The organism is Devosia insulae DS-56 (genome assembly GCF_000970465.2).
GTDB classification, from domain to species: domain Bacteria; phylum Pseudomonadota; class Alphaproteobacteria; order Rhizobiales; family Devosiaceae; genus Devosia_A; species Devosia_A insulae.
Genome location: NZ_LAJE02000157.1, coordinates 1 through 15137 on the forward strand (window position 1 = coordinate 1; position 15137 = coordinate 15137).

Consider the following 15137-nt stretch of genomic DNA (forward strand, 5'->3'; position numbering starts at 1 on the left):
GCGTTCTTGCCGCTGATGCCGCCGCCGGCGAGCACCTCGACGATCAGCGCCGCGCTCATCTCGCCGCCGCTAAGGCCACCGCCGGAAAGGATCTGGGCGATCGGCCCGGCATTGCCATCGGCAAGGCCGACCTTGCGCAGCGCCTCGACGATCTGGGAATTACCGATCGTGCCGCCAGAATTGCCGGCCGGCTTGCCGCCAAGCCCGAGCACCTTGCCGTTGGCGGTGACGGTCTTGGCCGCCGCCGGAACCACTTTCTTTGCCGCTTCGACTGCCGCAGCGTCAGCTGCCTTCGCGTCCTCCGCGGCCTTTGCCGCGGCGGCAGTCTTTTCGGCGGCCTCGGCCGCCAACTGCTCTGCAGCGGCCTTCGCCGCCTCGTCATCCGCCTGGGCAGCGGCTGCCGCGGCTTCAGCTGCGGCCTGGTTTTCCTGCGCCTGCTGCAAGGCTGCGTTAGCAGCCGCCTGATTGGCATTGGCCGCGTCGAGCGCTGCCTGCGCCTGTTCCTGCGCCTGCTGCGAGGCGGCCTTCGCCGCTTCGGCATTCGCCTTGGCTTCCGCCGCAGCGGCCTGTGCGGCGGCGGCGGCCTCGGAACCGGCTTCGGCCGCGGCGGCGGCAGCGTCGAGTTCAAGGGCGGTCTGCTCGGCGGCATCGGCCGCGGCTGCGGCTGCGGCTGCCGCTTCGAGCTGCTGCGCTGCCGCGGTTTGCTGCGCCACGGCTGCATCAGCCGCTTCGCTCGCCTCCGCCCCGGCTGCAGCCGCCGCAATAGCGGCATCGGCAGCCTTCTGTGCGGCGTCGGCCTGCGCCGCGGCGGCTTCCTGAGCCGCCGTCGCCGCAATGGCGGCTGCCGCTGCCGCCTCGTCCTTGGAGATCTTGCCGTCAGCCGCATCCTGGGCAGCCTGGTTGGCGGCCGCCAGTGCGGTCTCCGCTGCTGCGGCCTTCTGGTTTGCGTAGTTCTGCGCGCCATTGACCAGCACGTTCGCGGCCGCCACCGCCACCTGCGCGGCAATCCTCGCGAGGATGTTCCTCGCCGCCGCCAGCGCCGACTGCGCCGACTGCTGGCCCTGCTTGGCAATACCCAACGCGGCCTGCGCCTGCGCCGATACATCATCGGCCCGTTGCGCGGTCGTGGCGGCGGCAGCTGCCGCCCTATTCTTGGCGGCGGAAGTCTCTGCCGCCTGGGCCGCGGTCGCCGCCGCTTCGGTCGCCGCAGCCTGCGCCTCGGCGGCCGCCTGCACGGCGGCATCGCGTTCCGCTTCGGTAAGGGACTGGTTCGTGGCCGCTGCAGCAGCGGCTTCAGCCAGCTGCTGCGCCGTGGCCGCTGCGGCTTCCGCCGCCTGGTTGGCAGCATCGGCATCCGCCTGCGCTGCCGCCGCCTCTGTTCCCAGAGTTTGCGCTGCGGCGGCCGCGTCAGCCGCCTGCTGGGCGCTGGCGGCAGCGGCTTCGGCAGCTGCGACGGCTGCGGCATCGGCTTCGGCCGCCGCTTCGGCCGCCGCAGTGGCGGCTGCCGCATCCAGTTCATGCTGCGCCATTGCGGCCGCCGCTTCGCTATTGGCGGCCTGCTGGGCCGCAGTCGCGGCCTGTGCCTCGGCCAAAGCCGCATTGGCAGCGTCCACCGCCGCCTGCGCCTCGGCCTGGGCCGCGGCCAACTGCTGGGCGGTGAGGCCTTGCGCCGCCACCCCAGCGGCAAGCGCATCGGCCGCTGCCTGCGCCTCGGCCAGCGCCTTGGCTGCTGCCTCCTGCTGGGCCAGCGCGGCGTCGAGCGAGGCAAGTGCTGCGTTATTGATGGCCGCCAGTTCGGCGGCGGCTCGCTCGGCCTCCAGTTGGGCAGCGGCGAGCGCCGCGGCACGTTCCGAGGCGGCCTGCGCGGCAGCTGCCGCTTCCGCGGCCGCGCGCGCCGCGGCATCCGCATGGTCAGCCGTGCCGGCGCCCTCGGCGAGCCCTGGGGCCGGGCCGGCCTTGAGTGGCAGGGCCGCCGCCAGCGGCGCCACCGGCGCGGCTGATGCGCGCAGCTTGCCGATATCGATCATGATCGGCTTGACCACCGGCGTTGGCGGCGACGGCGCCACGGCTTCAAGAACCGGCTGCGGCGCCGGAGGCACTTCTGCTGGCGTCTTTGCCACGGGCGGCGCTTCTGCCGGTGTCGCCACCGGCGGTGTTTCCGCGGGTTTGGCCGCCACAGGCGGCACGGGAACCTCGATCGCAGCAGCGGCCGGCTTGGCCGGTGCCTCGACTACCGGTTGAACGAGTTCGACATTGAGGGCCTCCGGCTTTGCCGGCGGCGGCGCGATACTGGTGATCGAATGGGTTGCCGCCAGAACCACGGCGGTTACGACGGCCGTGTGCGCCACCCCCGAGAGCAGCGACGGCAACAAGCCGAGCAGCGAAGGCTGCGACGCTGTCGAGACCATGGCGGCCGGCGCCACGGCCAACGGCACCATGACGCCGAGCCGCAGCGAGAGCCTGCCTGCACTCTTGGGTCCACGGTGGCGTGGCGACGCCGCCAGTTGCGGCAGCACCACGCTGTCGACAGATATCCGTCGTGCATGACCCGGAACGAACGCGCCCGGGCTGGAGTGCAGGGTATCGACCTTGTTATAGCCGCTAGGTGGAGTGCGCAGCAGCGCGTTGAGGTCATCGGGTGTCTGGATCGGACGGGCGCCACCAGCCTGGTCGCCGCGCATCAAATGCAAGCTATCCACACCCATGGCTCACCCCTTCCCTCGAGCAGCCGCAGTGCATGCGGGCTCCGACGACCTGAAAACAGCGGGTGTCCGGCAGGTTGCCGGGCACCCATGATATTGTCCCCTGGATTGATGCGGTCAGTTACCAATCTGGAAGTTGAGCCCGAGCTTCACCACGTCCATGCTGCCCTGGGCACGGATCTCGGTCGGCACGGTAAGGAAGTCGGAATTGTCCCAGATTTGCGAGGTGCATGACGCCTGCGCCGCGCCCAGCCAGACATGGTTGTATTTCAGGTCGATCGACGCATCGTCGGTGATCTTGAAGCTGACGCCGCCGCCCGCCACGGCAGCGCCGTGGTATGCGTCGAACTGACAGTTGAGGTCACCCTCGAAGTCCACCTTGGCGAAACCGAAGCCGGCCTCGCCATAGACGAGGAAACGGTCGTGGGTGAAACCGGCCTTCGCCGTCGCGGTCGCCAGACCCTCCCAGGTCCCCACGCCACCGAACACGCCATCGAGCTCACCGCTCAAGCCGCCGCCCGACAGGCTGACTTCAACACCGGCCAGGAAGTTCTCGGCCGGGGTCCAGTTATAGCCGGCCTGCAGCCCAAGCAAGACGCCGGACTGATTATAGTCGTAGGTGAGTACCTCATCGACGCCATCGCACGAGTCGATTTCGTCGGGCGTCCAGATCGACCAGTCCAGAATGCTGACGCCGATGTCGCCACAGCCGTTCCGGTTTGCCACGCCGTAGCCCCCGTGGGCGCCGACATAGAAGCCGGCCCACTGATCGACTGGCGCTGCCACCAAGTCCTCTGCGAACGATGCACTGCCCATGCCCAAGACAATCGCTGCGGACAACAGCATTAGACTCTTCATGATCCGAACCCCCAGTTCGATATACAGACGTTATGGACTCAATTTAGCGCTTTATTTGGAAGCCCGTAGTTGCCAATTTGCCACAAAGGGCCGATTTCGTGCTAAGCCTTAGAATCCAATGCGAATCTGGCGGCGGTAGACTCCATCGCCGGTGCAAACGTCTGTTGTGATATCGTGATCAACTGTATTTCCGGCAAGGAACGCAGCATCCACACCGGAGCGAGCAGTCGGGCGTCGACACGCAGCGGGACCAGCGACATGCCCATGCTTCGGCGGTGGGCGATGGGGTAAGCGCCGGTGTCTGCGACTCCCTCGCCCAGCACGCAATCGCGTGGTTCGCCCCGTAAACAGGGCTATCGCGTATGGGTTGCGCGCCGAACCTGATTGCTCCTCCAGCGCAGGACGGGGATGGGCAATACTAGCCCGGTCTCCAAATGCGGTTGCCCTCGTCCGTAAACGGCTAAGGGCCGCCGACTGCTGATTTAGCGGCTAGCCTCTTCAGCTCCCCCACACAAGCTTGGCGTTGGTTAGCTCCCGCGCCCCCAGCGGCCCGAGTTCTCGGCCAAACCCGGACCCCTTGACGCCGCCGAACGGCGCGCGCGGATCGGAGCGGACGAAGTCGTTGATGAACACCGCGCCGGCTTCCAGCCGATCGGCCACCCGCTGCGCGCGGCTTGCATCACTGGTCCATACCGCCCCGCCGAGGCCATACTCGGTGGCATTGGCAAGGCGCACCGCCTCGTCCTCGCTGTCGAACGGAAACAGCAGCGCCACCGGCCCGAAGAACTCTTCCTTGAGGATCGGTGCATCCGGGTCGGCGTCTACGATGACCGTCGGCTCGTAATAATTGCCCGGCCCGTTCAGGCGCTTGCCGCCGGCCACCACCCTGCCCCCGGCCGCCACCGCATCGCGCACCTGCCGCTCGGTGGTATCGACCAGGTCGGCGCGCGCCATCGGCCCGAGCCTGGTGGCAGGGTCCGCAGGATCGCCGATCACCAGCGCGCTCGCGGCTGCGGCGTAGCGGGAGACATAGGCGTCGAACACGCTGCGCTCGACGAGGAAGCGCTTCGCGGCAATGCAGCTTTGCGCATTGTTGGAGTAGCGCGACACCACGCCCAACTGCACCGCCTTGTCGAGGTCGGCATCGGCAAAAACGATGAAGGGGTCCGAGCCGCCGAGTTCGAGCACCACTTTCTTCCCCGCCGACCCAGCCGCGGCCGCCACGGCGCGACCGGCGCCGGTCGAGCCAGTGAGGGTCACGGCTCGGATGCGGTCGTCGAGCACGATCTTTTTGGCCTCGTCGGCGATGCTCTCGTTGGGAATGGAGAGGTTGGTATAGAGCCCGGCCGGGCCGCCGGCATCGCGCACCAGCTGCTCGATGGCGCGGGCCGCCCCCTGCACTGTCTCGCCGTGCTTGACCAGCACCACATTGCCGGCCAGCGCCGTCGGGATGAAGAAGCGCAGCACCTGCCAGAACGGCAGGTTCCACGGCATGATGCCGAAGATCGGGCCGAGCGGCTGGTAGCGCACCAGCGATGGCGTACCGGCAATCGGCTGGTCGGCGAGATAGGCCGGGCCCTCGGCGGCGAAATGTCGGGCCCCCGACGCCGCTTTCAGCACCTCGGCCTTCGCCTCGCCGATGGGCTTGCCCATCTCGCTGGTGATCAGCCTGGCGTAGTCGTCAGCCCGCTGCTCGAGCAGGTCGCCGAGCCGCAGCAGCAGCGCGCTGCGCGTGGCTAACGGCGTGCGGCTCCAGGCCTGCCAGCCCTCCCAGGCCGCCGCGAGCTTGTGCTCGATCTGCTGCGCCGTATCGGCGGGATACTCGGCAATCAGTTGGCTGGTGGCCGGGTTGATCGACTTGAGCGGCATCGTTTCCTCCTCATTTCGGCGCCCATCAATGCGGCGTCACAAATTCCAGAACATGGCGAGGCCGAGCAGCGCCGCGCCCGCGGCAGCGGTGGTAAGCCGCCGCGCCGGCGCCAAAGCCAGCGCCAGCATCCAGACGGCGCACAGCGCCATCCAGCCGAGCTCCATGCCGCCGATCAGTTGCAAGGCCACCATCGCGACGCCAACGCCAAGGCGCATCGGCCCGACCGGCAGAGCGGCTTCGGCAACCAGCGCGCTGCCGGCGATCGCCAGCAATATCGGGGCGCCGAGCGCCACCGGCGCCAGCGCCATGCCGAGACCGATGGCCAGCAGCGTCGGCGGCGCGACGCAGACAACCGCCAGCCTCGCCGCGGCGCGCCAGCCCTGCCGCGCCGCCGCAGCAATGTCGTGGATAGCGCAAGGCAGCATCATGGTCGCGGCCATCAGCCCCCACATCAGCGCCGCCCCCAACAGCAGCGGCAGGCCGCCGCTGCCGCAGATCGCCTCGATCCCGCCGGTGCTGAGCGTCATAAGCCCGGCCCAGCCCAACGCCGTCGCCGCCGCGACGGCGGCGAAGGCGGGCAGTTGCCCATGCGCCGATGATGGTCGGGGCCTTGCTGGGCTAGCTGACTGATAGAGACGGCCCCCTCCCATCCTCCCCCATGAAGGGGGAGGTGCCCCGCCGGTGCGCTTGGCACGATCGAAGACCGAGCCTCGACTCTTCACCTCCCCCTTCATGGGGGAGGCCGGGAGGGGGCCGTCTGCTTCAGTTCTATACCCCGCCCCTGCGACAGCGCCTTGGGACATCAGCAGTGGCAGGCGATGCTGCCGTCGGCCAATACGCTCGCCGTATTGGTTTCGCGCGGCAGGTCGTTGGAGGGGTTCAAATTGAAGAACCCCGACGGCATCAGCGCAAAGCCGGCCGACATGGTCGGCTGCACCGGGAAATCCTCCGGCCGCACCACGTGATGCAGCCCGAAACAGTGCCAGAGCACGATGTCGGTATTCTCCACCGGCCGGTTCTGCTTGACGATTTCGGCCAGCCCATCCGAGCCGTCGGAATTGCAGACATACTCGCCCGCCGGATAGCGCTCGTCGGAATGGAAGGGCGTCACCCACACATGGTTGCGCACGAAGTTCGAGCGCGTGCCCGATGGCCCGTTCTCGGCAAGGAACGGCGTGACGCAATCCTTGGCGTGCAGCCGGTAGCCGACGGGCTTGCCCACCGCGTTCAGCTTATTGGGGTTGATCACCTTCCAGGTTCGGTGCGTCTCGGCACTGGCGCGGCGGCCGGCTTCGAGCTCGGTTTTGAACACCGTCTCGGTGGCGAAGAAGCCATTGCCATGCGGATTGTCCGGCCCGACCGGCTCGGCAAAACTGTTGACCTCGACGAGGCTGTTGCCGCCGCCATCGAGCGCCATATCGAGCCGCGCGCAGAAAATGTGCTGGTGGATCGGCGCGGTCAGCCCCGGCGCGATCTCGCTCACATATTTGCTTGGGCGCCCCGGCTCGCACGCCATGGTGTTGACGATGCCGGTGGCCTTCACCTCGAAGCTGATCTCACCAGCCTGGTCGAGATACCAGTATTGCGCATACTCGTAATTGCCGACCGTGTTGACGCAGGAGATCACCAGCCGCCGACCGCGCCTGAGTTCGGTACGATCGGCGCGGAAATCCCAGTGCTTCCAGAGGATTCCGGTGTCTTCCTCATGGATGCAGATGCCCTTCTCGATGGTGATCAAGCCGCCATCGAGCCCGCAATAGTGGCTATCAAGATAGTGAATGGCGCCAAGGCAATCGCAGCCGAGCTTCAACGAGTGGTTGAACTTTCCGAAGCCATATTCGCCGATATCGAAGATGTTCTTGCGATAGTGCCCGCGCTCCGGCGAGCCATAGGGCACCACCAGTTCGCCGAGCGCCGCGCGGCGCACCACCGGGCGGCCGGCATAGCGGATATCATGGAGGATGATGCCGTCGCGCGGCGAAAAGCCGATGCCGAGCGTCCACTTGTCCCAGGCGATGGCGTGGCCATCGAGGGTGAAGCTGGTGCCTTCGGGCTGGACGACATTCAGTGGCTTAAGTGGCGCCCGCGCCGGCGGCATGAATTCGGGGTCATAGGGAATATCGGTCATCGGGATCGGCGGGCCGCCATGATCGTCGATGCGCAGCACCTCGCCGGTCTTGACGTCGACGGCGACGTTCAGCCCGTCGATCGGGTGGGCGTAGAAATTCTCGTTGGCATAGAGCCGCAGCCAGCAATGGGCATAGGAGACCATGTGGCCTTCCTCGCCCGCGTCACCGAAATTGCCGCCCGACCAGCTGTCGACGCAGACCCCGGTCATGTCGGTAATGCCGCGCTTGCGGCAGGCCTCGATGAAGCGCGGATCGGCCTTCACCACCCGCTCGACATCGAGCAGCTGCTCCACCTGGAAGGCCGATTTGGCGGTGGGGAAATGCCGGCGCGACACGATCGCCTTGCTCTCGAGCGAGACGATCACCATCCACACTCCGGGGCGATCCTTGTGCGAGATATTGAGCCGCGCCTCGCGCTTCAGCTGGGTGCCGGCAAGGTGGGCGCGCCACTCGTCCGGCGTCGGCTCGCGCAGGTCGAGATTGCCGTAGAGCGCGCCGGGCCCGAGTTCGGGATCGGCCTTGATCACCGCCACAGCGGCATTGACTTCGGCCGGGCTGAGCGGCGCCAACGCCTGGAGATACCGCGGCGGTGGCAGCGCCGCGACCCCGTAAGAAGCGGCAGGCGCCGCGTGGTGGTGGCCTTCGTGAACTTGCGTCATGACAATCGCCTCGTCTCGAAACTAGGGATGCGGGCTCATTTGCCGTAGCCGGCACTGAGCCCGCGGATGAACTGGCGGGAAAAGATGGTGAAGAGCACGACCAGCGGCAGCGCCCCCAGGGTCAGCGCCGCGAGCAGCGCCGGATAGTCGTTGAGGAACTGGCCGACGAACTGCTGCACCCCCAGCGTCACCGTCTGGTTGGCCTTGCCGGGCGCGAGGATCAGCGGGAACCACAGGTCGTTCCAGATCGGCAGCATGGTGACGGTGGCGACCGCCGCGAGCCCCGGCCGCACCAGCGGCAGGATGATCGAGAAGGTGCGGAACTCGCTGGCCCCATCGACCCGCGCTGCTTCCTTGAGCTCCGTCGGCACGGTGCGGAAATAGGTCATCATCAGCGTGACGCCGAGCGGGATGCTCATCGCCGTGTAGACGAGGATCAGCGCCCACAGCGTATCCATCAGCTTGAGCCCGATCATGATCTGGATCAGCGGGATGGTGCCGAGCCGGATCGGCAGCATGACGCCGACGATGAACAGCCCGGCGAGCAGCGGCACGAAGCGCACCCGGTACTCGACCAGCGCGAACGCCGCGAGGGTGGAGAGCCCGACGGTGAGCACCACCGAGGCCAGCGTGACGATCAGGCTGTTGCGGTAGTTGAGGAGGAAATTGCCGCGGGTCAGCACCCGCTCGTAACCTGCGAGGCTGAAGGTCTCGGCGGTGGGCAGCGCAAACGGCCCGCCAAAGATCGCCGGCGTGGTCTTCAGCGAATTGAGGATGACGATGAGGATCGGCCCGAGCGCCAGCGCCACGAAGGCGAGGAGCACCGCGTGCACCGCGATGCGCTCGACATTCCAGCGCCGGCGTTCTCGGGTGAGGCGGCTTTCATGGGCGAGTTCGGTGGTCATGGTTGTCATCGCCGCCTCCTAAGCCGAATGGGCTTTGAGCCGGCGTTGCACCAGCCAGAAATAGGCGGCGGTGACGCAGAGCATCAGGGTGAAAATCACGGTGGCGACGGTGGCGCCGAGATCGAGGTCGGCCACCTGGCCGCTCGAGCCGAAAAAGGTGCGGTAAAAGAACGTGCCGAGGATATCGGTCGAATAATTCGGGCCGGGGGCTGAGCCGTTGAGAGCGAACACCAGGTCGAACCCGTTAAAGGTCCAGATGAAGGTGAGGATCACGATCAGCCCGAACTGCGGCAGGATCAGCGGGAACTTGATGCCCCAGAAGATCCGCCAGGGGCTGGCGCCATCGATGCGCGCCGCCTCGATCACGTCGTTGGGCACCGCGATCAGCGCCGAATAGAGGAACACCATCGGGATGCCGACATATTGCCAGACCCCCATCAGCGAGATGGTGGGCAGCGCGGTCAGCTGGTTGCCGAGCAGCGGGAAGCCGACGAGGCCCCAGAGCGGGTTGATGATCAGCCGCCAGATGAAGCCGACAATCACCACCGACAGTGTCGCCGGGATGAACAGCAGCGTGCGGTAGATGCCCTCGCTGCGGCTCAGCGTGCCGCCGGTGAGCAAAGCCGCGAGCAGCAGCCCAATCGGAATCTCTACGGCAACATGAATGGCGAAGTACTTGAAATTGTTGAACAGCGCATTCCAGAACCGGGCGCTGACCACCGGCTGGGTGAACAGGTAGATGTAGTTGCCCAGGCCAATGAAACCGGTCCCCGATTTGCCCGTATCGAACAGGCTCATGAAGATCGAGATGAGCAGCGGCAGCACCGCAAAGCCCAGGTAGATGGCGAGGGCCGGCAGCACGAAGATCAACAGGCTGCGGCGAGCCGTTGCAGGACGTATCACGCGAGCGTTCCTCTGGAGTCGTGAACGAGAGTCACTGGTCGTTCCTTTCACTGGCCTCTCCGTGATCCTCCCCCGCGTGGCGGGGGAGGGGGACCAGCGAAGCTGGTGGTCACACCAAGTCAAACAAAATGCGCGTGCCGACCGGGAGGGCGCGGCACGCGCTGCCGAGATCTGCGCTATTGCGCAGACTGCGGCGAGTACCAGGACGAAAGCCCGGCCTGCAGTTCGGCGGCGACGGCATCGGGGGTCGTGTCCGAGGTCATCATCACCTGCAGCAGGCGCCAGGTTTCGTCATCGAGGGGCGGCGTGCCGGCGCTCAGCCGATCGAGCGCCAGGCGCGGCGTCAGCAGCGCTCCGGTCTTCAGGTCGGCAAAGGCCTGGGCCAGCGCATTGTCATACTTCACCGGCTGATTGCTCATGGCAAAGAAGCCCGGCGCGGTGTTGACGTAGATCTGCTGGAACTCGGGGCCGGAAACCCAGCTCAGGAAGGTCTTCGCCGCGTCCTGGTTCTTGCTCGCGGCATTGATGCCGATCGCCATATCCGGCATTTCCTGGAGGTAGCGCTGGCCACCGGCTTCGACGGCCGGCGGCCCGAACACCCCGACATTCAGCCCGGTCGAGGTGACCTGGTTGATGTTCCACGAGCCGTCGGGAAGAATCGCGGCCTTGCCCAGCGTGAAGAGCTGCGTCATGTCCGAATAGGACAGCGCTTCCTGCCCGTTGGGGAGGAACGGCTTCCACGCCTGGAAGGCGGCGATGGCCGAGACGAAATCGGCGTCGGTCAGTTTCTTCGTGCCATCGATCAGGCCGAGACGGCCTTCCTCGCCTTTCCAGTAGGCCGGCCCGATGCTGTAGAGCCCGTTATAGGCGAGCTGCCAGGATTCGGCCGAGCCGACGGCGAGCGGCGTGTATTTGCCGTTGTCCTTGATCGCCTGCAGCACTGCAGTGAACTCGGCTGCGGTGGTCGGCACCGAGAGGCCCAGCTCCTTGAAGATATCGACATTGTAGTAGAAGCCGGCGAGCACCGCGGCCACCGGCACGCAATAGGTGGCGCCGTCGACGGTCCAGGCCGCCTTGGCGGTGGCATCGAAATTCTCGAGCCCGGCGAGACCGTCGAGCTTGGTGAAATAGCCGCGGCCGATCCACTCGTTGTTCACGTCGAACGGCCGGCAGGTGATCAGGTCGGGACCGGCCCCACCCTCGATCTGCGACTGCATCGCGGCGTTGTATTCATTGGTGTTCACAGGTGCGAACTCGACATTGATGTCGGGATGCGCCGCCTCGAAGGCCGGCAGCACCTTGTCCTGCCACACTGCCAGATCCTCGGTGCGCCAGCTGCCCAGCGTCAGCGTCACGCTCTGCGCCACCGCGGCGCCGCTCATGGCGATGAGCGACACGCCCAGCATGGCTCCGGCCGTTGCGGCCCACTGTTTCGACTGCATTATTGTTCTCCCTTCCCCTGACGCACGGCCGCCGCCTCCGGCGCCGCATGGATCAAATCCGAGCGACTTGCCCCTCTGTCACAGGATCGATACCTCACAATACCAGATGGTACAAGTGGTCATTTTTCTGCGCATGAGGTATGGTCAGAACGCTCGATTGGTACTAAGAGGTATCTAACAAATCGGGAGGGAGCAGGCATGATCGGGGTTGGGTTGCTGGGGTCGGGCTTCATTGCCGAGTCATACGCGGATGCGCTTTTGGACGTGCGGAACGCCGAGCTCGTCGCCTGCTATTCGCGCAATCCGGCTCGCTCCGACGTCTTCTCGAACAAGTGGAAAGTCACCGCGCACGCCACCATGGATGCGCTCTGCGCCGACCCCGCCGTCGAGATCGTCATCATCGCCCTGCCCAATGAGATCCACCTCGCCGCGGTGGAGATCGCCGCCCGGCACGGTAAAGCCATCATCTGCACCAAGCCGCTGGCCCGCACCGAGGCCGAGGCGCAGCAGATCCTCGATATCGCCAATGCCGCCGGGGTCTGGCACGGCTATGCCGAAAGCTCGGTATTTTCGCCCAATGTCGCCAAGGCCTATGAGATGGTCAAAGCCGGCGGCATCGGCGAGCTCCTCACCATGCGCGCCCGCGAAGGCCATTCCGGTCCGCACGCCCCGCATTTCTGGGATGCCGAAACTGCCGGTGGCGGCGCCCTGCTCGATATGGGCTGCCACACCGTCGAATCGGCGCGGCATTTCTTCGGCAAGGACAACAAGGTCACCGAGGTGATGGCCTGGGGCTCGACCATGGCCCACCAGGACAAGACCACCGGCGAAGATGCGGCGATCGCGCTGTTGAAATTCGAGGGCGGCCAGCTCGCCACCATCGAATCCTCATGGATCGAGCGTGGCGGCATGCAGCTCAGGCACGAGCTGGTCGGTTCGGCCGGCCGCATTGTCACCGACAGCTCGGTTGGCCCGGTCTGGGGCTTTATCGAAAACCCGGTGGGCTACACCGTCGAGAAGGCCGATGCCGAGACCGGCTGGGTATATCCTGTGCCCGAAGAGACTCGGGCCTATGGTTTCTCGCAGCAGATGCGGCATTTCATTGATCATTTCGCCGCCGGCACCACCCCGTCCGAAACCTTCGAGGACGGCGTGGTGGTCAACCGGATCATCGATGCGTGCTACCGCTCGATGAAATCGCGGCAATGGGAAAAGGTGGCTTGAGCCAATGAGCGACAGCGCGGAACAGTTGGTGCTCGATCAGGATTCGCCCGATCCGCTATGGCGGCAGGCAGCGGACCTGATCATGCACCAGATTTCGACCGGCAAGATCGCCAATGGCGGTCGGCTGCCGGCCGAGCGCGACCTCCTCGCCCAGCTGTCGATCAGCCGGGTGACGCTGCGCCGCGCCCTGCAGAGCCTCGTCGAGGAGGGCGTGCTAAAACCCTCGCATGGGCGTGGCTGGTATGTCTCGGCGGAGGTGCCGAAGGAATTTCCCAATACGCTGGAATCGTTCAGCGAAACCGCCGCCCGGCTGGGGCTCGTCCCCTCCTCCGACGTGCTGCGCGCCAGCGAAGCCCCGGCGACGCTCGACGAAGCCGAGGAACTGGCCATCGCGCCAGGCGCGCCGCTGTTCCATCTCGAGCGCATCCGGCGGCTCGATGGGGTGCCGGTGGCGGTCGATACCTCGTTCTTTGCCGCCACGCTGAAGCCCGACCTCAGCGGCGTCGATTTCCGCACCGCTTCGCTGTTCGAGCTCTTGCTCGGCAATGGCGTCGACCTGGCGCATGGCGAAACCACCATCGAGGCCCATGCCGCCGACATGGGCCTCGCCCAGCACCTCGGGGTCGAGCCCAAAACCCCAATCCTGGTGATGCGCCAACTCATCGCCGACAGCGCCGGCCGGCCGCTGCTGTCGTCCACCGTGCGCTATGTCGGCGATCGCTACCGACTGCGCACCTCATTCTCGCGTGCGCGAAAGCCCAGCGCGCGCTGAGCCAAGCGTAGTGACAGCCCGCGACACCGAAGCTTTTCGCGCTGTCGCCAAGGAGACGGACGAAATTGGTTAAAGGCTATATCTCCCTGGCCGAGGCCCGCGCCTCGCAGGCCGCTTTGCTGGAAAGTGCCCTGCCCGTCATTGCCGGCGAAGTGCGCGCCGCCCAGGCGGCCGCAACGCTCCAGGGCCCGGGCCCGATCTTTCTCGGCATCGGCGCGAGCTATGCCGCCTCTGCTGCGGCAGTCTGGGTGCTGCGCTCGCGCGGCATCCACGCCTTACGGCTCAATGCCGGCGAGCATCCTTTGCCCTTTCCGCAATCGGCGCATCCGATCATCGGCGTCTCGCAGTCGGGCCGCAGCTCCGAAACCCTCGCCGTGCTGCGCACCATCGAGCCGCAGCTGCGGCTGGCGGTGGTCAATGTCGCGCCCTCGCCGATTTCGGAGATCGCCGCGACCACCATTTCGCTGGGCAAGCTCCCCGACAGCTACGCTTCGACCACCGGCTATACCGCCACCATCGCCGCCCTCGGCATGATCGCCGAGGCCTGGGATGGCGGCACCATCGACCCCAGCTGGTCCGAGTTGCCGACAAAGTTCCGGGCGCTGGAGCGCGAGATCGCCACCCGCGCCGTGGCCCTCGCCACCCCGCTGCGGGACGCGGTGGCGGTCGATTATGCCGGCGCCGCGCCCTCGGCCGGCACCGCCGAAGTCGGCGCCCTGTTGCTGCGCGAAGTGGCGCGCCTCCCGGCCACCGGCCTGTCCTCGCGCCAATACCTCCATGGCGCGATGGAATCGGCCGGCCGTACCGCCCACATCCTCTTGGGCGACGAGCGCGAGACGGCTCTCGCGCATACCCTCGCCCATGCCGGGCACCATACGCTGCTGATCACCACCCTCGAGGTGGCCGAAGAGCCCAACCTCGCGGTGCTCCGGCTGCCCGAGGTGTCGCCGGCGCAGCGCGCCATCCTCGAAGCCCTGGTGATGCAGAGCCTCGCGGTCGAAACGGCTCTGCTGCGCGGCGTCGACCCCGATGCCTTCGTCTTCTTTCACACCGACACCAAGGTCGCCTGAGATGACCGCTCTGATCGCCGCGCTCGATATCGGCGGCACCAAGACCCAGCTGATCCTCGAGGATCTCGAGGGCAAGCGCGTCCTCGATGTCACCGAGCCGAGCCTCGAATGGGATGCCGAGCCCGAGGACAAGGCCGCCGTCTGGATCGCCGAGCGGGTCAAACGCCACACCCCTGAGGGCGCCGAGATCGTCGCCCTCGCCTTCGGCGCCCAAGGCATCAACCGCACCGAGACCGGCCGCACGCTGGAGCGCGAGCTTCAAGCTCTCGGCTACCGCACCACCGCCGTCAACGACGCCGCGCTGATCGTCGCCGCCGCCGGCTTCACCCGCGGGATTGGCGTCATAGCCGGCACCGGCGCCATTGCGGTCGGCGCCAATGCCGCGGGCGACTTTATCGCCTCGGGCGGCTGGGGCTGGATCATCGGCGATGAAGGCAGCGCCGCCGGCCTCGTCCGCGAAGCCACCCGCACGGCGCTCCGCGCCAACGACGAAGGCAAGCCCGACGATGGCCTCCTCGGCCACCTCATCGCCGCCTTCGGCGTCGCCGATGCCGAACGCCTCACCCGCCGCGTCAACGACGACCCCACGGTCGACAACTGGGC

General features: G+C 66.8%; 11 protein-coding genes and 1 pseudogene. 4 read left to right on the forward strand and 8 right to left on the reverse strand.

The window, feature by feature from the left end; all coding sequences use genetic code 11:
• The 8 genes and pseudogenes from VW23_RS28530 to VW23_RS09475 all read right to left on the reverse strand — a co-directional run.
• A pseudogene (locus tag VW23_RS28530) lies at positions 1-2681 on the reverse strand (hypothetical protein); the annotation flags it as partial.
• Between the two features lie 138 nt (positions 2682-2819).
• Entirely contained in the window at positions 2820-3560 is a 741-nt protein-coding gene (locus VW23_RS09440; protein WP_084645849.1) for an outer membrane beta-barrel protein, read from the reverse strand.
• Positions 3561-4058: 498 nt separating this feature from the next.
• Complete coding sequence (locus VW23_RS09450) at positions 4059-5429, reverse strand: NAD-dependent succinate-semialdehyde dehydrogenase (RefSeq protein WP_069909329.1); 1371 nt, start codon at positions 5427-5429, stop codon at positions 4059-4061.
• A 36-nt stretch (positions 5430-5465) separates the two neighbouring features.
• Entirely contained in the window at positions 5466-5957 is a 492-nt protein-coding gene (locus tag VW23_RS09455) for a hypothetical protein (RefSeq protein WP_069909330.1), read from the reverse strand.
• Between the two features lie 275 nt (positions 5958-6232).
• Positions 6233-8218, reverse strand: coding sequence for a primary-amine oxidase (locus VW23_RS09460; protein ID WP_084645850.1), 1986 nt, complete (start codon positions 8216-8218; stop codon positions 6233-6235).
• Positions 8219-8253: 35 nt separating this feature from the next.
• Positions 8254-9123 carry a carbohydrate ABC transporter permease gene (locus VW23_RS09465; protein WP_201788031.1) on the reverse strand — a complete coding sequence of 290 codons (870 nt, stop codon included), beginning with the start codon at positions 9121-9123 and terminating at the stop codon, positions 8254-8256.
• An 18-nt stretch (positions 9124-9141) separates the two neighbouring features.
• Positions 9142-10026 carry a carbohydrate ABC transporter permease gene (locus tag VW23_RS09470; protein WP_069909332.1) on the reverse strand — a complete coding sequence of 295 codons (885 nt, stop codon included), beginning with the start codon at positions 10024-10026 and terminating at the stop codon, positions 9142-9144.
• A 176-nt stretch (positions 10027-10202) separates the two neighbouring features.
• Positions 10203-11468, reverse strand: a complete 1266-nt coding sequence (locus VW23_RS09475) for an ABC transporter substrate-binding protein (RefSeq protein ID WP_069909333.1) — start codon at positions 11466-11468, stop codon at positions 10203-10205.
• Positions 11469-11666: 198 nt separating this feature from the next.
• Between VW23_RS09475 and VW23_RS09480 the strand changes: the two genes are divergently transcribed.
• From VW23_RS09480 to VW23_RS09495, 4 genes are all read left to right on the forward strand, one after another.
• Positions 11667-12692, forward strand: a complete 1026-nt coding sequence (locus VW23_RS09480) for a Gfo/Idh/MocA family protein (protein ID WP_069909334.1) — start codon at positions 11667-11669, stop codon at positions 12690-12692.
• Positions 12693-12696: 4 nt separating this feature from the next.
• Positions 12697-13464, forward strand: a complete 768-nt coding sequence (locus tag VW23_RS09485; RefSeq protein ID WP_069909335.1) for a GntR family transcriptional regulator — start codon at positions 12697-12699, stop codon at positions 13462-13464.
• Positions 13465-13529: 65 nt separating this feature from the next.
• A complete protein-coding gene (locus tag VW23_RS09490) occupies positions 13530-14534 on the forward strand; it encodes an SIS domain-containing protein (protein ID WP_069909336.1) in 1005 nt (334 codons plus the stop codon).
• 1 nt (position 14535) lies between these two features.
• Positions 14536-15137: BadF/BadG/BcrA/BcrD ATPase family protein (locus VW23_RS09495; protein WP_069909337.1), on the forward strand; the 602-nt coding region annotated here is incomplete at its 3' end.